This window comes from Lysobacterales bacterium, from assembly GCA_014946745.1.
In the GTDB taxonomy this organism is placed as follows: Bacteria; Pseudomonadota; Gammaproteobacteria; order Xanthomonadales; family Xanthomonadaceae; genus Aquimonas.
This window is the reverse complement of sequence record JADCRD010000001.1, coordinates 2,343,303-2,362,260: the sequence shown is the minus strand read 5'-3', so window position 1 is coordinate 2,362,260 and position 18,958 is coordinate 2,343,303. Positions and strand designations below refer to the sequence as shown.

The following is an 18,958-nucleotide window of genomic DNA, read 5'->3' as shown; positions in this document are numbered from 1 at the left end:
CCCGCCAGCGCGACACGCAACAGCTCGCGTCGCTGCGGATCAGGGGCGGCCTTGTCACCCTCGGAACCGTGATCTGGCGTGTCCTTTTTCATGGCGGCACCGACGCTGAAATCAGGGGTCGCGAGTCTGCCACCCGGGCGCGGAAATCGCCCTGCAGCCGGTGCTTGCAGCGATAGGCGCGCGAATGCGTTGGACCAGTGGCGGATGCGCTCCTGGTTCGTGGATCGAGCGGCGATCGAATGCGCCCGTGGACGCATGCCAGGAACTGCTCAGGCACGAGTGAGCGTGCACCCCACAGGACGCCGCTGCCGCGTGGCTGTCGGGTACACGCGTCGGCGTGCGGATCGCAGCCTTGCGCCGCAAGCTGCCTCAGGACCTGCGGCGGGCGACGAAGAACCAGTACAGCAGCCCGAGGAATGCAAGCACCCCGAAGATCCGCCCGATGCCAAAGGCGGGGGAGGCTTGCGCGCTGCCGCGCGCTGCGATGTCGGCCGGTAGTTCGCCCTGGCCCACGGTGACGAAGACGCCGACCGGCTGAATGCCGGTGGCGCGCTCGACCGACACCAGCAAGGTGCCTTGGTTCGCGCCGAGCGCGGGAAGCGTCTTCACCAGCGTGCCGTCAAGAATGCGTCCGCTGCCCGCGTTGGCCGCTTCGTACGCGGCATGCAGCTCCGCGCCGAGCAGGCTCTTCATCTGCTCGGAGCTGCGCTGGCCGTACAGGGCCTCGAACTGCTGCTGGATCGTTCCTGCCGAGCTTGAGATGGACATCGCATCGGGCGTGAACACCACGATGGAGGCGTTGATCGGTGTGGCCACACCCTCAAAGCTGCCGTCGACAACGATCTCGCCGCTGGGCGAGGCATCGGCCGAAAGCGCGAGGGTACGGTAGGCCACCCAGATCGGTGCCTTGGGGTCGATGCTGGGCGGCATCGGAATCGACAGGTTGCTCGGCATATCGGGTGCCAAGGGCGTCGGCAGCTGCTGCGTGGCCAGAACCGTCGCGAGCGCGTGGCTGCAGGTGATGAGGCTGGCGAATGCGGTGACCAGAGCAAGACGGGCAGGGCGCATGAGTGCTCCGGGCTGAGCGAGTGAGCGAGTGAGCGGCCAGCGTACGAGGTGAAGGAAGGCGCGGTAAAGCCGCGGTCGACGCGATCCACGCGGCGATGCCGGGCGGATCGCGTTCATGGGCGTCGGTTGAGCCCTGTGGCCGCCAAGCTCGCGCAGCGCGATGCCACTCGGCGCGGACGGCAGCCTCCGCAGTTTGCAGACGGGGCGCAGGTGCGCTCGCAGCGTCAGGGCACTGCCGTCGCCCTTGCGCGTGGCTCGGCGGGGCGGGCGCTTGGGCTTCGTGGCAGCCGCGCAGCCACGATCCGGCATAGCTTGCCCAAGCCGCGCAGCCGCCACTGCAGCGGACGCGGGCCCTCCAGACGTTCGGCGCTCATCACCACGGTGGCCGCGAGCATGGCGGCGGTGTGGCCGGCGGTGATGAGCAAGGGCATCAGCATCAGCGCCCAGCACGAGCCGACGCACCACAGGCCGTGCTTGAGGCCGAAGCCCAGCGCGTCGCGGTCGGCGCAGCCGCCGAACGCGGCCAGCGCGTCATGCTGGTGGCTGCGGTTTAGACACAGCTGTTTGGCCGGTGAACACTGCCAGACCAGTGCCAGCAGCGCTGCGATCGCGGCTGGCCAATGCGACCCCGGCGCGGACACGTGGGTGGACAGCTGCAGCAGGATCAGCGCCACCCCCGCCAGCATCCACACGCTGAAGTAGCCGAAGACGAACAGAGCGATCGCGCGCGATCGTCGATGCCGGAAGCTGCGCTGGTGCACGTGCAGAAGCGGCGCGACCAGGGTGGGCAGCATCATCGCGACCAGCATCAGCAGCCAGTCGGCGGCGAGCCCCTGCGGCGGGTACACCTGCAGCACGGACTGGAGGCTGGGCCAGGCCCCGGTAGCAGCGCTGCCCCAGCAGAACGCGGATGCCGAGCTGGGCGCCGCCTGGGTGAGATACAGCGCCCAGGCGGCGGTGCTCAGCAGCAGAGCGACGCCGGCAATGTGCCGGCGTGCGCGCTCTCGTGCAGTCACTTGTGCGTCTCGCGGTAGAGGCTGATGCGCCCAACGCTGATCGGCTCGTCTGCAGCGACCGCCTGGCTCGGCTGGATACGCACGTCCAGGTCAGCGCTGGTCAGCGCGTTCTCGACATAGAGCTGGTCGATCAAGGCGGTGACGTCCAGCTCGAAGCTGAGGCCGTTGCCCGCGTGCTCCGCGTTCTGCGCGCTGGCCCGTCGCAGACCGAACAGCGCCACGCTGCCGGCCAGCTTCTCGTTGACGTAGACCTGCAGCTTCTGCGCGTCGCGCGCGCCGCGCACGTTCTCAAGCTGCAGGTAGGCGCGATCCGGCGGCGCCTGTAGCGAAGCGGTCTTCAGACTGTTCGACAGTCTGCCGCGCACGCCAGGGTCAAGCTTGACCTTGGCGCGCGCGCCCGAGCTTCGGATCAGCAGGCTGCCGTCGTGGCTGCCGACCAGCTCGGAGTCGGTCGCCGTGTCCTTGTGCTGTTCGGGCGGTTGTGCGGCCATGGCAGGGGCTCCCAGCGCGTGCAGGCGAATCGCCAGCGGCCCGCGCGCGGCGGCCAAGGCCGCGGGCGCGATCAGGTCGTCGTAGGTGTAGTTGGTCTTGCTGAGATCGTCGACCTCCGCAGGGGTGTACACCCAAGTGCTGCCATCCGCCATCGGCATGACGAAGGGGCGCTCGCCTGCGGCGGCGGGGCCTTTCAGCCAGTCCGGGGTGGACGGGTTGCCGTTGCCTTTGGCGTTCCACACCGCCCACATGCGATCGATGTTCGCATGGTGAACGTAGAAGACCGGGTCCAGCGCGGCGATGCCAGGGTCGGACATCAGGCCCCAGGTCTGCCCGTTGGGTGCGTTGCCGCCGACATCCACATGCACCTGGTTGTGCGGGTTGCTCTCTAGGTTGCCGCTGATCTGGCCGTCATGCGAGAAGCCGGTCTTCGGCCCGCCGAAGCCAGGGCGCGGCGTGCTCGCATTGCTGCCGGTGTAGAGCGTGTTGTTGAGGCAGGCGCCAGACACCGGCGGCACCGGAACGAAGACATCGCCGTTGTTGTTGGGGCCATAGCGCGCCGTCACGTACAGCGGGTTCGGAGTCTTGCCATCGGGCAGAGTGGCCTCGGCGAAGGCGGGCGGCAGCTCGTACTGCGTCTCCGGCCCGAGGTAGTTCCAGTAGGGCAGGGCCCAGCTGGCGGGCCCGCCGAGGGCGACGATCGCCTTGCGCAGCTGGCCCTCGATGGCGATCAGGTAGCCGCGATGCCAGGGCGGAAAGTACCAGCTCTGGTGCTGGCACTGGTCCCAGAAGCTGGCGATGTCGGCAGCTGTCGGCAGCGGCGCGGTGGGCACGGCTGGCGCGGGCGGAATCGCCTGCCAACCGGGAAAACCTGCCTGCTGGTTGTTCGTGCCAGGCAGGTACTGGCCGTGGATGGCGGCGAAGAACCACCAGCTGTTCCGATCGTTCAGCGGCAGCGCCATCATCGCCCCCACGCCCTTGGCATACCACAGCAGGTCGGGGTTGTCGAAAGTGCCGCCGTTGTTCCAGACGTTCGAGCGCGTGTACAGAGCCATGCGAGTCTCCCTGAGGGCGGTGGGTACCTGCGCGCTTGGGCCCGGTGCCGAGAGGGTGTCGTCGCCGAGGGAACGCACAGGCTGTGATCGCGGCCAGTATGTGCACTCGATCACGGATCGGGCAGCTGTCCAATCTGACAGGCGCGTGGCGCAGGCTGCACGCGGCGGCCATAACCCGGCACGCAGCCGCCGCAGCGCGCTGGGCGTTTTCCACACAGCGTCGGAATGGGCGGGCGGCTCCCGCGCCCACCCTGGCCTCGGAGCGACGCCGAAGCGTTCAGCCTTGCCCTGAGGCGCCAAGACCCTTCAGTCCGTCGACCCCGGCGCGAGCTGGCTTCGCCCTCAGGAGGGCGATCGGCACGGTCGAAATGGCTGCGATCTGGCGCAAAGCTTGCAGCGGGGGCGGGCTGACTGTTCCAAGCATCATCCTGTCCGGCAGGATCAGGTTCGGTGCGTACCCTATGGCTTCCGTCAGCGCCTCCGGCTCGGAGTGACATGTCTTGATGTCTAGACCGCCGATCAGCTCCTGCGCCAGTCGAACGAGCTCGTGGATGCCGGGTTCGTCGTCCACGCACCGCACGCGCCGCCGTTCTCCCAGGGCAACGCTGAAGAATCCAGCGTTGTCGTGCGCCGCGCCTGGCGCGCGGGACGCCCCGATGAATCCGAGCTTTCCCAGGGGGCTTGCTCCGATTTCTGGATCTGTCTCCCGCAGGAGCGTGCGGGCCGCAAGGGGGCAGCCCAGGTGAAGTCTCAGCGCTCACCGGCCGCACGCAGACGCGAATTCTGGCGGCGCCTGCGCTTCGCCCTGGTCGTCACCGTCTGCGGCGTGTTGTGCAATGTGCTTGCGGCTCCCGTGCCCGGCGCGGTGCCGGTGCTGCTCGGCGGCATCGCGCCCGCGGTGCTTGCCAAACACATGAAGGCTTCTTGGGTGCTCGCCAGCGCTCTGCTGGTGTCGGCACCGCTGGTGGCGACGGAGTGGGTGTGGTTCACCCTGCTGCAGGGTTCGATTCTCGTGGCGGCTGCGGCCTTCCCTGCGATCGCGCGGCGCCTGCCTTGGGTGCTTGCTGTGCTGCTGGTGCCCTGCGCGCTGCTGCTCACCGTGCCCTCGCCGCTTTCGATTCCGGCCTGGCTGCTGGGAAGCTTCAACCTGCTGGTGGGCGTGGTGGTGGCGCACTTCGCTGCGCGCCAGCTTTGGGTTTTCGTTCCGTCGCGTGTGAATCTGTCGCAGCGAAGTCTGGCGGATCAGATCGCAGCGAGTGCCGTCGCGACGCTGTGGCCGCTGCTGGTTCTCGCGCTTCTGGCCTTGTCGTATGCCGGTTGGAAGGTCGAACTGGGACGACGCGCCGCCGCCCTTGAGCTGCGCGCCGAGCAGGCGGCCTCGGTCGTGTCGGATCATCTCGAAGCGCACGAGCGCGCGGTAGTCCAGGCCGCTGCGGATGTCGGCTTGCCGACCCGGCCCCCTGTGCTCGACGGCCTCCGTCAGGCGCACCGTGGGTTCCTGACCCTGCTGGTGACCGATGCCCAGGGCGTGGTCATCGACTTCCGGTCCCCCAGCGCTTCCACCTCAGGGCGCTCCGTCGCGGATCGCGAGTACTTCCAGGAGCCGAAAAGAAGCGGCGCCAGCTACATCAGCCCGGTGTTCCAAGGTCGAGGATTCGGCACCGACATCCTGGTGGCGGTCAGCGCCCCTTACCTGGACGAACAGCGGCGTTTCGCCGGGGTCGTCCAGGGCTCGCTGTCGCTCGGGGTGATCGAGGAGCGCTTGCGCCGCATCGCCCAGCAGCACGTGCTGCAGCTTGTGCTCACGGACGCAACCGCGAGGGTGGTGCTGTCTACGCTGGAGTCGCTCGCACCCTTGGAACCGGCCGTGGGCAAGCTGATCGAGGCGGGGCCGGCGTTTGCGTCGCTGGGGCTGAACCATGCCCAGGGGCATGCGCTTTCGCGTGTGACGGTAGCAGAGCACGGCTGGACGGTCCTCCTGCTCGAACCCTTGGCACCTTTGGCGATGCTGCAGAGCTTGAGCTTCGCCTTGACCGGCAGCGCCGTGCTTCTCGGACTTCTGCTGCTGGAGTGGCTGACGCACCGGTTTGCTGAACCCTTCGCGCGACCCCTTCGGGAGATGGTCAGCCGCGTCCGTGCGCTCGATCTGGGGGTTCCGAGCACGCTGCAGCCGCTGCAGCTGCCGGCGTCCAGCGCCGAGTTCGAGTCCTTGGCGGATGACTTCAACGTCATGGTCCAACGACTTCGCGACCTCAGCGAGGATCTTCGGCGCTCACTCGATGCGCAGGCCCGGCTCAACCGCGAGCTGGAGGCGCGGGTCGAGCAGCGCACCGCCGATCTCGCGGAGGCCTTGGCGCGCGCCGAGCGCCTTGCCGAGGCCAAGACCCGCTTCCTGTCGCAGATGAGTCACGAGCTGCGCACGCCGCTGACCGCGATTCTCGGGTTCGCCGAGCAGGCCATGCTCGGCCGCGGCGACCGCGAACGAATCGCGCAGGCGCTGCAGGTCGTGGTGCGCAACGGTCGGCATCTGCTCGGCATCGTCAATGATGTTCTCGATGCCGCGCGCATCGATGCCGGTCAGCTGTCGGTGTCGCTCGAGCCCAGCTCGCCCGTCGCCTTGGTCGACGAGGTGCATGGCCTGCTGCTTTCCGAAGCCGAGCAGCGTGGAATCCGCCTAGATCTGGAGTGTCGCTGGCCGCTGCCCGCGATGATCGACACCGACCCCCTGCGCCTGCGCCAGGTGCTGATCAACCTGCTGGGCAACGCGCTCAAGTTCACCGAGCGCGGAGCGGTCAGGCTCAGCCTCGCCGCGGGCGAGGGCCGCCTGCAGATCGAGGTGAGGGATACCGGCATCGGCATCAGCGGCGAGCAGCTCGATCGTTTGTTCAAGCCCTTCGAGCAGGCGGATGCTTCGGTGACCCGCAGATTCGGCGGCTCCGGGCTTGGACTGTTCATCAGCAAGCGGTGGGTGGAGGCCGTAGGCGGCGCGCTGGAGGTGGAAAGCGCCTTGGGCGAGGGCAGCTGCTTTCGGGTCTACCTGCCCCTGGCCGGTGCGGAGAGCTGGATCGACTCGCGGGCCGCGGTCGCCGATACCGCTCCAGACGCGCTGCGCATTCCGCGCTTGGCCGGCCGGGTGCTGGTGGTGGATGACGTCGCCGACCTGCGAGAGCTCATCGTCCAGACCGTGTCCGCCACCGGCGTGCAATGCGAAACGGCGGCGAACGGCGCCGAAGCGGTCGAGCGGGCCCGCGCCCAGACGTTCGATCTGATCCTGCTCGACAAACACATGCCGGTGCTGGACGGCTACAGCGCGATGCGGCAGCTTCGCGCTTCGGGCTATGCAGGCGCCATCGCGGCGCTGAGCGCCGACGTGCTCCCGCAGGAGGCAGGCGAGGACACCCACCATGGCTTCAACGCGATGCTGGCCAAGCCCATCGATCGCGCGCGGCTGTACGAGGTGCTGCTGAAATTCGTACCCGGCGCCCACGCGCACTCGCCTGAACCCACCGCTGAAACCGCAGCGCGCGAGGCTCCCGAAGCCCGAGCGCTGCAGGCCGCGATTGCGCAGATTCGCGCGCGCTTTGGCGGACGGCTGCTTGAGGAATGCGAGGCCCTGCAGCAGGCGGCCTCGGTGTCCGATCTCGATGGCTTGCTGCTTCGGCTGCACTCGCTGAAGGGCTCGGCCGGTACCTTCGGATTCGCCGAGATCAGTGCGGCCGCAGCGGAGGCCGAGTCGGCGCTCCATCAGGGCGCTGCGGCGGACGCCGAGGCGCTGGCCGCGCTGCTGGCGCCGCTGATCCAGGCGATGCGCGCGGCTGCTCAACCTGCAGCCTCCGCCGAACCCTCGGCGTAGGGCCGCGCGGGTCAGCCTTCGCCAGCGACCGCCGAGGCGATCGCGACAGCCCGCGGGCGCGCGGCAGCGCGAGTCGCTTCAGCCGTGACGCAGAGGTCCTGCCGAAGCGCGCGCGGGCCCTGCGGCGAAGAGCGCTTGCTCGATCTTGAAGGCGCGCGGCGAGTGGAGGGCTGCAGAACTCGCTGCGCGCTGTGCCCGACAGTTTGTTGAATAGCTCCCTTCCGGGGAGCTTTTCAAATCGGCGGTCCGGCGCAGGTCCGTACCGAATCACGACACATCCATCGCTTACGCGCTTGCTTCGTTCTCCCGGCCATCCTTGGCCGGACTGGCAGGCTGCTTTTCAACAGCCTGCCAAGGGTCCGCAGCCGTGGCTGCCGCAGCCGGGGGGCTTGAGACGCGCTCAGCGCTCCTCGAACACGAAACGGTCGGCGATCTCGCTGAGCCGCTGGGTTTCGGAGCTCAAGGCCGCGGCGGCGGCCGCCACTTCTTCGACCAGGGCAGCATTCGCCTGGGTCGCCTGGTCCATCTGGGTCACTGCACGGTTGACCGCCGTGATGCCGCGTGCCTGCTCGGCGGAGGCCGCGCTGATCTCGGCGACGATGTCCGCCACCTGCTGCGAGGAGTTGACGATCTCCTGCATGCGGCTGCCGGCCTGCTTCACCAGGGTCGAGCCTGACTCGATCTTGCTGGCGGTGGCATTGATCAGCCCAGCGATTTCTTTGGCGGCGTTGGCCGAGCGTTGCGCCAGTGCGCGCACTTCGCTGGCCACCACCGCGAAGCCGCGGCCCTGTTCGCCCGCGCGCGCCGCTTCCACCGCGGCGTTCAGCGCGAGGATATTGGTCTGGAACGCGATGCCGTCGATGGTCGAAATGATGTCCGCCATCTGCCGGGACGCGGACTCGATGCCCTCCATGGTCACGACCACCTGCGCGACCACCGTGCCGCCCTCCGCAGCCACCGAGGTCGCGCGGCGGGCCAGTTCGTTCGCCTGCTGGGCGTTGTCGGCGGTGTGCTTGACCGTCGAGGTGATTTCTTCGAGGGCTGACGCGGTCTCTTCGACGCTGGCGGCGGCCTGTTCGGTGCGCTGCGAAAGGTCGGCATTGCCCTGCGAGATTTCTCCGGCCGAGACGTCGATCTGACGCACGGCCTGTTGGATGTCGCCGATCACCGAGGACAGCGCCTCGGAGGTGCGATTGACGTTGGCATTGATCTCACCGAACTTGCCCAGCAGTACGGCGTTGGAGCGCACCCCGAGGCGGCCTTCGGCCAGCGCCGCCATCACGATTTCCACCTCCGAGAGCGCCTGGCCGGTGGTGCCGATCAGGTTGTTGACGATCTCGGCAAGCTCGACGAAACGCTCATCGTTCACTGTCACTTCGACCCGCGCGTTGAGGAAGCCGGCCGCCGCGCGCTGCACGACGTTGCGCAGGCCGTGGCGGAAGTTCGATTCCGCGGTCCGGTCCAGCCACTCCAGCGCGGTGCCGATGCGCTTGCCCTCGGCATCGAACACGGGATTCGCGAACAGCTCGAAGACGCGTTCGCCGACCCGGATCCGCCCGGTGTGCGTGCCGGTGAGGCCTTGGATGATTCCGCGCGGTTTGCTGGGCGACCGGTGGAACTGATCGAAGTTCGAGCCCAGCACCCTGTGCGCGGCGAAGCCGGGGATATGGGCGGCCATCTCCGCCTCGGCTTCGTGCAGGGTCCTGGAAACGGCCCGGTTCATGTAGACGATGATGCCTGCGTCGTCGGCAACCATCATGCCGCCCGAGGCCACATCGAGGGCGGCGCGGATGCGGGCGTTCTCGGCGGCGATGCGCGCCTCGCGCTCGATGCGCTCCCGCAGCTCGCGCTGCATGGTGTCGAGCGAGCGCATCAGCTCGCCCACTTCGTCCTTGCTGTGGGCGACCAGGCGGTTGTCGAGCTGCAGCCGTGCGATGCGGGCGGCGGCCTGCTGGGCGGCCAGAATCGGCCGCACGATGCGACGCGCGACCAGGCCGCTGGCCAGCGCGGCGATGACCGCCACCGCGAGCACCGCGACGGTGACCAGCCAGATCAGACGCCGCGCGGCTGCGAACGCGCTTTCGGTGTCGTGGGTGGCGAGGATCGCCCAGCTCAGCCCCGGCGCCACGCTGATGCTGCGCGCGCTGACCAAGGCCTCGCGGCCATCCAGGGTTTCGCCCACACCGCTGAAGCTCTGGCCGCTGAGCGCGCTGTCGAGTGCAGCCAGCTTCAGGCGCGACTGCTCGGGCTGCCCGAAATGGCTGGCGACCGTGAAGCGCGGGTCGGCCAAGCGGGAGTCGGAGCGCAGCAGGCGGTCCGGCCCGACCAGGAACACGTCCTGACCTTCGCGCAAGCCGGCCGCGTCCGACACGATCGCCGAGATGCGCTTCAAGCTGATCTGCACGATGACCACGCCCAGCGTTTGATCGCCTTCGCGTATGGGGCTGGCCAGGAACATCGCCGGAGATTCGTAGCTTGGTCCGTAGGGGGCGTAGTCATCGACGGCGATCGCGCCGGGCTGATCCAGCGCCAGCGAAGCTTTGGCCGCGCGCGCCAGGCCGCTGTCGCGCCAGGGGCCGGTGAACAGGTTGGTGGCGTAGTCCAACTCCTTGAACACGCTGTAGACGATGTCGCCCTCGGGGTCGACCAGAAAAATGTCGTAGTACTCGCTGCGCTTCAGGTGCGATCGATAGATGGGGTGGAACAGCGCGTGCGCCTGGCCGTAGTCGGTGCTGCCGGGCAGGGTGATCATGGCGTCCTTCGCGCCCAGCGGTGCCGGGTTGTCGGCGATGAAAAGCCTCTGCAGCTTTGCCGCCGAGGGCGGCAGCGATGCGGCGAACGCCGCGCCCTCAGGGCCGGTGCGGAGATTGGCTTCGCGGTAGGCCGCGCCAAACACGCGGTCGACAAAGCCGGCAACCGCCGCGCGTGATTCGACCGTGGCCGCGTCGAGATCGGCGTCCGGGCCCAGCTCCTGCTCAAGAAACGTCTGGAATCCGACGTCGAAGGCGGACATGGCCTGCCGGCTCATGTGGCTTTCCGCCAAAGCAACGACGTCATGGCGCACGGACTGCAGGTAGGCGGCGATCTGCGACCCCTTCAAGCCCGCCTGCGAATCCAGCGTGTCGGCGGCGGATTTCGCCAGCAGGCTGCGGCTTTGCTGGCTGGAAAACACGCCGAGGAGCACGAGCGGCACCAAGCTGATCAGCAGAGTGACCAGGATCAGGCGATTGCGGAGCATTGTGTTTCCCCGTGCCGCGACGGCCGAACGTCGGCGCCTTCTGGCTCGGGCCGTGGCTGCAAGACGCGTGCCCCTTCACGCTCGGATCGCTGGATCCAATCGCTGGGTGGCGCATGAGTCTGTCTGCCAGGGTTTGGTGAGGAACGACTTTGCCGCCGCCCGGACCTTCAGCGCTTCGGCCGGCGCGGCGATCGGTTAGGACGACGAACGTGTCCGCCTCTGTCTTGTCGCTCGCTTGGCTGTTCGAGGCATCCCAGTGCGCTGCGGCGCAGACCTTCGCGGGCGCCGGCTGGGTCGGCGTGGACGCTTGCCGGCTGGCCATGGCGCGGTCTTGCTGTGCGTGCCGCAGGGGTGCTCGCTGTCGCTCGGCTACTCGCCCATCACCTGCTGCGCCGCCAAGCGCAGCTTCTGCAGATGGCGTTCCATTTGCCGGAGCCGATCGATCGCCGTTTCAGGGCTCGCGAGCTGGAAACGCAGGGGCTCACCCGGGGCGAGCTGGGCCAGACGGGGCAGATCGGCGCGGGCGACGTGGCCGATGCGCGGGTAGCCGCCCACCGTTTGCGCATCCGCCAGCAGCAGGATGGGGCCGCCTTCGGGCGGCAGCTGCAGGGTGCCGGGTACGACCGGCTCAGACAGGCCGGATGCCGGCTCGGCAAGCGTGAGCGCGGGGCCCTCCAGGCGCAGGCCCATGCGGTTCGAGCGCGCCGATACGCGCCAGGTGCTGTCCTGCAGCAGATCGGGTTCGGCCAGGCTGTCGCGGCCGGGCAGCAGCAGGGCTTCGGCGGGCTGATCGAGCTCCAGCACGGGGGCCGGGTTGGCCCACCAGCGCGCCATGCGCACCCCGATGTCGGCGCGCGGCCAGTTGCGGCCGGCCAGGCTCATGCCGCGCAGACGCAGGCGGTCGCCTTCCTGCAGCGGTCGGCCGGCCAGCCCTGGGAAGCCCGAGCCCGGCAGGCAGCCGCGTCCGCCCAGCAGGCTGGGCACATCGAGGCCGCCGGCAAAGGCGAGGTAGCCACGCGCGCCGCGCTGCACCCGGCCGATGCGCAGCTCGCTGCCGGCGCCGAGCCGCAGCGGCCGCCACATCGGCAGGGCCACCTCGTTGACCGTGATTTCGAAGCGGCCGCCGCAGATCGCGATCACCACGTCGTGGTTCAGGCGCAGACTGGGGCCGGTCAGGGTGAATTCGAGCGCGGGCGCGTCGTCCGCATTGCCGACCAAGGCGTTGGCCGCCCGCAGGCTGAAGGTGTCGAGTGCACCACCCATCGGCACGCCGATCGCGCGTTGCCCTGGGCGGCCAAGGTCCTGCACCGTGGTCATCAGGCCTGGCTTCAGCACTTCGATCATGCGTCGACCTCGCGCTGCAGGCGTTTGAAGTCAGCCGGCGCGATCGCCACAAAGCGCACGCGGTCGCCGGGCTTCAACAGGCTGGGCGGACTTCGGCGCGCGTCGAACAGGGTTTCCGGCGTGCGCCCGATGAGCCGCCAGCCGCCCGGGCTTTCCTGCGGGTAGATGCCGGTCTGCGCACCGCCAATGCCGACCGCGCCGGCGCGCACCAGCGGACGCGGCGAGGCCAGGCGCGGCATGCCGAGCTTCGGGTCCATGCCGAGCAGATAGGGGAAGCCCGGCAGAAAGCCCAGCATGGCCACGGTGTACTCGGGCCGCGTGTGCAGTTCGATGGCTTCGCTTTCGCTGAGCCCGGCGTGGGCGGCCAGCTCGGCCAGATCCGGCCCGTAGTCGCCGCCGTAGCAGACGGGAATCTCCACGAGCCGCCGCGGCGGTGGCCGCGTCTGCGCGGGGTCGTGTTCGCGCAGGCGTGCGCGCACCCAGGCGGCGACGCTGTCGAGATCGATGCGCAGCGGGTCGAAGTGCACGGCCAGCGCGCTGTAGGCGGGCACGAAGTCGAGCACGCCGTCGGCGGGCTGCTGGCTGAGCAGGGCGCTCAGCTGCTGCACGGCGGCGCTGAGGCTGGCGTCCAGGGTGTCGCCGAAGCGCAGCAGCAGGGCGGCTTCGCCGAGCGGCTCGAACTGGGGTTTCAGGCGCTTCTCAGCCATCCGCGCACTCGCGGGTGTCGTGCAGGGCCTGGCGCAGCTGCGCGATCAGCGACTGTGCGGCGGCAGGTGGATACGGCTGGCGCGCCCCGCTGCCCCAGACCGGGCCCGGCCAGGCGGCGTCGTCCGGCCGGCGAGCGACGAGATGCAGGTGCAGCTGCTGAACAATATTGCCCAGCGCGCCCAGGTTGAGCTTGTGCGGCCGGGCGACGGCGCCGAGCGCGCGCGCGGCGTGGTTCAGTTCGATCAGCAGCTCGGCCTGGTGGAAGGCCGGCAGCTCGAACACCTCGCGCAGGCCGGGCCGGCGCGGCACCAGCAGCAGCCAGGGGAAACGCTGGTCGTCCATCAGGCGCAGGCTGCACAGGCTCAGTTCGGCCAGCGGCAGGCTGTCGGCCTCAAGCCTCGGGTCGAGCTGGAACGACGCGCTCATGCCAGATGGGTCGCAAGGAAGTCGCCGGCCACCTGCAGGGCGCGTGCCGCGGACGGTGCATGAAAGTCGTCGCGCTGCTCGCAGTTGAAGCCGTGGCCGGCGTCGAACAGCTCGATGTGCGCGCCTGGCAGGGCGCTGCGATGCGCCTGCACGGCCGCGGGCGGGATCAGCGGGTCGTGCCGGCCGAACATCAGCAGCAGCGGCGCCTGCGGGCGCTCGTGCAGGAAGGCGAGGGTGCGTCCGCCGTAGTAACTCACCGCCGGCAGACCCAGCCGCGTGCAGCACAGGAAGGCGATGCTGCCGCCGATACAGAAGCCCAGCGCACCGACCTTGAGCCCGCGTGCGCGCAGCACATCGGCCGCGGCGGCACAGGCGGCGACGCAGCGGTCGAAGCCGACCTCGCTCATCAGCTGGCGACCGCGCGCCACGCCCTCGGGTGTGTAGTCGAGCTCGACATCGGCCTCGACGAACTCGATCAGCTGCGGCGCGATCACCGCATAGCCAAGGCCGGCCCACTGTTCGGCCACCGCCCGGATGTGCCGGTTCACGCCGAAGATCTCCTGGATCAGCACCAGCCCCGCGCGCGGCGCGCCCGCGGGGTCGGCCTGCTGCGCGCCGATTCGGCCGTGGTGGGTAGCAAGATCGATGCGATGGCTCATGGCGATGTACAGGCAGGGTGGCGATGCGCGGACAGCGATGCTGCCATGCGGCGGCTCGCGGCAAACCGTGCCGTTCGGACAGGCGTCGAGCTTTGGAGGTCGTGCGCCCAAGTGGTCTGCGAAAGGATCGCTCCGTTGCGCCGAATTGCGGCGTTTTTGCGGCAGTGCGGAAAATTGGTCTTAGTGTGGTCTGCAGATTATTCGTCGATGAGGCAGCGCGCGGCGGCTTGCGCTGGCTACACTCGCCGCACCTTCCAGGCCAGTCCAATCCCTCATGAGCACACACGGTTTTCGCCGCACCAAGATCCTCGCCACCCTCGGGCCTGCTACCGATGCGCCGGGCGTGCTGGAGGCCGTGCTGCAGGCCGGCGTCAATGTGGTGCGCCTGAACTTTTCGCACGGCACCGCCGAGCATCACGCCGCCCGCGCGGACGCCGTGCGCGCAGCCGCGGCCAAGCTGGGGCGTGAGATCGGCATCCTGGCGGATCTCGGTGGCCCCAAGATCCGCGTCGAGCGCTTTGCCGCCGGCAAAGTGCTGCTGAAGGCAGGCGATCCCTTCGTGCTCGACTGCCGCGCCGATGCGCCGGCGGGCGATGCCGGGCGCGTTGGCGTGAGCTATCTCGGCCTGGTCCAGGACGTCAACGCCGGCGACACCCTGCTGCTGGACGATGGTCTTATCGCGTTGAAAGTGGAGGCCGTCGAGGGCTGCGAGATCCGCACCCGCGTGCTCACCGACGGCCCCCTCTCCGACCGCAAGGGGCTGAATCGCCTTGGCGGCGGCCTGTCGCTGGGCGCGCTGACCGAGAAGGACCGCGCCGACATCAAGCACGCCGCGGCGCTGGGCGTGGACTTCATCGCCGTCAGCTTCTGCCGCACGGCCGCCGACATCGAAGAAGCGCGGGCTCTGGCGCGCGAAGCCGGCAGCACCGCGCAGATGGTGGCCAAAATCGAGCGCGCCGAAGCCATCGAGAACCTGCGCGAAATCGTCGACGCCAGCGACGTGGTGATGGTGGCCCGCGGTGACCTCGGCGTGGAGATCGGCGACGCCGAGCTGCCCGGCCTGCAGAAGAAGATCATCCGCGAGTCGCTGGACCGCGGCCGCGTCGTGATTACCGCCACGCAAATGCTGCAGTCGATGGTCGACAACCCCATTCCGACCCGCGCCGAGGTGCTGGACGTGGCCAACTCGGTCATCGACGGCACCGATGCGGTGATGCTGTCGGCCGAGACCGCGAGCGGCGCGCACCCCGAGAAAGCCGTGCAGGCGATGGAGCGCATCTGTCTGGGCGCCGAGCGCCAGTTCCAGATGGACACCGACTTCGAGGCCGCGCCGCGCAACCTGGTGCACGTCGATCAGGCGATCGCGATGAGCGCGATGTTCCTGGCCGAGCACATCCAGCTGCGCGGCATCGTCGCGCTGACCGAATCGGGCGGCACCGCGCGGCATCTGTCGCGCTTCCGCAGCTCGGTGCCGATCTACGCGCTGTCGCGTCACGCCGGCGCGCGTCGGCGCATGGGCCTGATGCGCGACGTCTACCCGATCGATTTCGACAGCGCTGGCCTGTCGCCGCGCAAGGCCGCACGGTCCGCGGTCGCGCATCTGCATGGCCTGGGCCTGCTCGCCACCGGCGACCGCGTGGTGATCACCAGCGGCGACCACATGGAGCAGCTCGGCGCCACCAACACCCTGCGCCTGCTGCGCGTGGGCGAAGGCGGCGAGGCGGAAGGCCTGGGCGAACTGTAGTCGGCTGTTCGGGCTCGGTTGGCGGCCGCCGTGCTAGTTTCGGCGGCCCTCTCCTGCTGTCCCCACACCATGCTCCGTCGACTCCTGATCGCACTCAGCCTGTTGCCCATCGCGCTGCCTGCGCTGGCCGAGGACCGCCACTTCGAGATCGAGTACCGCGTGGCCTTTCTGCCCGATGAGGGCGTGGCCGCAGTGACCCTGGACTACACGCCCGGTGAAGGTCGCATTCGGGGGCTCGATTTCGCCATGCCGGACGAGCGCTACAGCGGCTTCGGCGGCGACGGCGCGATCGAGCGCAGGGACGATCGCCTGATCTGGACGCCACCCGCCAAGGGCGGCGCGCTGCGCTGGCGCTACAAGGTCAACAAGCAGCGCCGCGACGACGGCTACGACGCGCGCATGACCGACGACTGGGCGCTGCTGCGCGGCGACCATCTGGTGCCGCCGGCGCGTGCGCGGCTGACCCGCGATTCGCGCGCACTTGCGACGATCCGATTCGAGCTGCCTGCCGGTTGGGTGGGCGTCGATACCCCCTTCAAGCGGCGCGGCGAGACGCCGGTGTTCGACATCGACGACGACGACCGCCGCTTCCAGCGCCCGGTGGGCTGGATGATCGCTGGCGACATCGGCATCCGCCGCGACTTCATCGGCGACATGGAGGCCGCGGTGGCCGCGCCGAAGGGCGATCCGATGCGCCGCAACGAGTATCTGGCCTTCCTCAACCTGGTGGCCGGCGAGATGGAAGACGCCTTCGGCGCGCTGCCTGACAAGGTGCTGATTGTTGGCGCCGGCGATCCGATGTGGCGCGGCGGGTTGTCCGGGCCCCGCTCGCTGTACCTGCATTCCGACCGTCCGCTGATCAGCGAGAACGGCACCAGCACCCTGGTGCACGAGATGGTGCACGTGATCTCGCGAGTCCGCGGCGCCGCCGGCGACGACTGGATTGCCGAGGGCTTCGCCGAGTTCTATTCGATCGAGATGATGCGTCGCGTGGGCCTGCTGAACGAGGCCCGCGCGCAGAAAGCCTTTGATTGGATGCGCAGCCACGGTCGCCGCGTCGAGACGCTGAAGTCCAATCGCAGCCGCGGCCCGCGTACGGCGCGCGCAGTCGCCCTGTTCGTCGACCTCGACCGCGAAGTGCAGCGCCTCACCGACGATCGTCGCGACATCGACGATGTCTCGCGTCTGCTGGTGGGCCGCGGCCGGGTCAGCCTCGAAGAGCTGCGCGAGGCCTTCGAGAAGGTCGTCGGCGAACCGTCCGAGGTGCTGGACTCGCCGCTGCTTCGCTAGTCGCGGCACAGCCCGCACGGGCGCCGCTGGGCCTTCGCAGAGGGCGTACAGGGCGAGCCCGGGCCGCGGGCGTGGCTGAGAGTCTCCAGGCAAGCGCGGGCCGCAGATTCCGCGCAGCTTGGCCTTGACGAGATGCCTTCGAACTCTTGGCCGCGGTGAGAGCGAGCCAGCTCGCAGCGTCAGCGTCTGGACGAGGGCGCTGGCTGCGGTCGCCTGCGAGCAGGCTCCTACAGGGGGGAGTATCGACTTGCAGCGGGTGCAGAAGCCGCCACGCTTTCCCCGAATCCCGAATCCCGAATCCCGAATCCCGAATCCCGGCTCAGCCCGGCAGCGCCAGATCATCCAGCACCGCGCGCAGGAAGCGCGCGGCTTCGCCGCCGGTGGCAGCGCGGTGATCAAAGGTCAGGCTGAGCGGAATGATCCGGTGGGTTTCAATGCCGCCCATCACCGGCACAAGCTGATGGCGACCGCGGCCGGCAGCCAGGATCGCCACACAGGGCGGCACAGTCACCGGGGTCGCGTACTTGCCAGCGAACATGCCGAAGTTGCTGAGCGAGATGGTGTAGCCAGCCAGCTCGGACGAGGGAATGCTGCGGTCCATCACCTGCGCACGCAGACGGTCCACCGACTGGCGGATGCCGGCTGCATCCAGCACGTCGGCATTGCGCAGCGCCGGCACGAACAGGCCGTCGTCGGTGTCGACGGCGATGCCGATGTCGACGTGCGGATGCAGGGTGCGCGTGAGGTTCTCGCCGTCGAACCAGGCGTTCAGCGCCGGCACCGTCTTGCAGGCGCGGACAATGGCGCGGATCAGGCGCACGGTGATGTCGTTGCCGGGTGTCCAGGCGTGGATATCGGCGTCGTCGGTGAGCGTGGTCGGCACCACCTGCGCGTGCGCGGCCGCCATCACTCGCGCCATGTTGCGGCGCACGCCCTTCAGCTGCTCGGGCTGGCCGGTGGCAGCGCTCGCGGCAGGCGGGCGCGTGGCCATGGGCTTGCCGGAGGCGGACAAGGGCGTGCGGGTCGCAGCAGGCTGGGGCTGTACCTGGGCGGTGGCCGACTGCGGTGCGAGACCCGGACCCTCTCCCCTAGCCCCTCTCCCACTGGGAGAGGGGAGCGAAGCCGGAGCGTTCGAGCGCGCGGACGCCGGCGCACTGCCCTCGGCCGCGGCGCGCTTGACGTCGTCCATCGAGACGACGCCTTCGGGCCCGGTGGCGCGCACGCGACTCAAGTCGACGCCAAGCTTCTTTGCCAGCGCGCGCACCGCCGGCATGGCGCGCACGCCGCCGACGCTGACCGCCGCCTCGCTGCGCACCTGGTCGCTGACCTGCATGGCGCCGACCACGGTGCCGGCGTCGGCGCGCTCTGCCTTGGCAGGCGAGGCGTTGTTCGCTGCGGCAGCGGGCGCGGCGCTCGCGGAGCCCGCATCCGCAGCGGCAGTGGAGCTGGCCGGCGCTGAGCTTGCAGCGGAAGCCGATGGCGAAGCGGGCGCGTGGTGATGCCCGTGCCCGGTGTCCTGCGCATCCGCACGCTGCGGCATGCTGGGATCGATCTGGAACTCGGCCAGCACCGCGCCGGTGTTGATGACATCGCCCGGCCCGCCGGCCAGCTTCAGCACCGTGCCCGAGCAGGGCGCCGGCACCTCGACCACGGCCTTCGCGGTTTCCATCGACACCAGCGGCTCATCGAGCTTGACGACGTCGCCGACCTTGACGAACCACTCGACGATGGTGGCGTCGGGCAGGCCCTCGCCGAGGTCGGGGAGGTGGAAGGATTTGTTCGAACTCATTGCGGACTCCAGCGCGCGCCGCGCGTCGTGCATTGGTGTTTGGCTCCGAAGCGGTGATCGATCCCGCCCTTCGAATCCTGCGAAAGGTGCTCCCCTCTCCCCTTGAGGGAGAGGGGCTGGGGGAGAGGGGTGGAACGCTTGTCGCGAGTGTTGTCCCCCTCTCCCCGACCCCTCTCCCGCGAGGGGAGAGGGGCTTGTGCTGAGGCGAGCGTTGCGGGTGCAGCGGCGCTTCATCCTGCGTTCCTCCCCTCTCCCCTTGACGGAGAGGGGCTGGGG

Annotated in this window: 13 protein-coding genes; 3 read left to right on the top strand and 10 right to left on the bottom strand. The window is 69.3% G+C overall.

The genetic code is table 11. From position 1 onward, the window contains the following. Positions 1–369 precede the first annotated feature (369 nt). The 4 genes from H4O13_09255 to H4O13_09240 form a co-directional block, all read right to left on the bottom strand. On the bottom strand, positions 370–1,068 hold the full coding sequence (locus H4O13_09255; protein ID MBE5315575.1) for a hypothetical protein: 699 nt from the start codon (positions 1,066–1,068) through the stop codon (positions 370–372). A 224-nt stretch (positions 1,069–1,292) separates the two neighbouring features. Continuing rightward, entirely contained in the window at positions 1,293–2,084 is a 792-nt protein-coding gene (locus tag H4O13_09250) for a DUF2182 domain-containing protein (GenBank protein MBE5315574.1), read from the bottom strand. Continuing rightward, positions 2,081–3,631 (bottom strand): tyrosinase family protein, encoded by a 1,551-nt coding sequence (locus H4O13_09245; GenBank protein ID MBE5315573.1) that lies wholly within the window; start codon positions 3,629–3,631, stop codon positions 2,081–2,083. The genes H4O13_09250 and H4O13_09245 overlap by 4 nt, the downstream gene beginning before the upstream one ends. 277 nt (positions 3,632–3,908) lie before the next feature. Beyond that, a complete protein-coding gene (locus H4O13_09240) occupies positions 3,909–4,202 on the bottom strand; it encodes a hypothetical protein (protein ID MBE5315572.1) in 294 nt (97 codons plus the stop codon). Between the two features lie 171 nt (positions 4,203–4,373). Between H4O13_09240 and H4O13_09235 the strand changes: the two genes are divergently transcribed. Beyond that, entirely contained in the window at positions 4,374–7,484 is a 3,111-nt protein-coding gene (locus H4O13_09235; protein ID MBE5315571.1) for a response regulator, read from the top strand. 400 nt (positions 7,485–7,884) lie between these two features. Here the strand turns inward: H4O13_09235 and H4O13_09230 are convergent, their stop codons facing one another. The 5 genes from H4O13_09230 to H4O13_09210 form a co-directional block, all read right to left on the bottom strand. After that, the gene (locus tag H4O13_09230; GenBank protein MBE5315570.1) at positions 7,885–10,722 is read right to left on the bottom strand and encodes a HAMP domain-containing protein; all 2,838 of its coding nucleotides are present in this window, start codon (positions 10,720–10,722) and stop codon (positions 7,885–7,887) included. Positions 10,723–11,091: 369 nt separating this feature from the next. Continuing rightward, positions 11,092–12,066, bottom strand: coding sequence for a biotin-dependent carboxyltransferase family protein (locus tag H4O13_09225; GenBank protein MBE5315569.1), 975 nt, complete (start codon positions 12,064–12,066; stop codon positions 11,092–11,094). Continuing rightward, on the bottom strand, positions 12,063–12,773 hold the full coding sequence (gene pxpB / locus H4O13_09220) for a 5-oxoprolinase subunit PxpB (protein MBE5315568.1): 711 nt from the start codon (positions 12,771–12,773) through the stop codon (positions 12,063–12,065). The genes H4O13_09225 and pxpB overlap by 4 nt, the downstream gene beginning before the upstream one ends. Then, complete coding sequence (locus tag H4O13_09215) at positions 12,766–13,200, bottom strand: HIT family protein (GenBank protein ID MBE5315567.1); 435 nt, start codon at positions 13,198–13,200, stop codon at positions 12,766–12,768. Before H4O13_09215 ends, pxpB begins: the two co-directional genes overlap by 8 nt. Next, the gene (locus tag H4O13_09210) at positions 13,197–13,859 is read right to left on the bottom strand and encodes a dienelactone hydrolase family protein (protein MBE5315566.1); all 663 of its coding nucleotides are present in this window, start codon (positions 13,857–13,859) and stop codon (positions 13,197–13,199) included. Before H4O13_09210 ends, H4O13_09215 begins: the two co-directional genes overlap by 4 nt. A 274-nt stretch (positions 13,860–14,133) precedes the next feature. Between H4O13_09210 and pyk the strand changes: the two genes are divergently transcribed. Both pyk and H4O13_09200 read left to right on the top strand, forming a co-directional pair. Further along, positions 14,134–15,603 (top strand): pyruvate kinase, encoded by a 1,470-nt coding sequence (gene pyk / locus H4O13_09205; GenBank protein ID MBE5315565.1) that lies wholly within the window; start codon positions 14,134–14,136, stop codon positions 15,601–15,603. Between the two features lie 69 nt (positions 15,604–15,672). Next, positions 15,673–16,893, top strand: coding sequence for a hypothetical protein (locus tag H4O13_09200; protein ID MBE5315564.1), 1,221 nt, complete (start codon positions 15,673–15,675; stop codon positions 16,891–16,893). 319 nt (positions 16,894–17,212) lie between these two features. Here H4O13_09200 and H4O13_09195 read toward each other — a convergent pair whose 3' ends face one another. Beyond that, a complete protein-coding gene (locus tag H4O13_09195; GenBank protein ID MBE5315563.1) occupies positions 17,213–18,682 on the bottom strand; it encodes a 2-oxo acid dehydrogenase subunit E2 in 1,470 nt (489 codons plus the stop codon). Positions 18,683–18,958 lie beyond the last annotated feature (276 nt).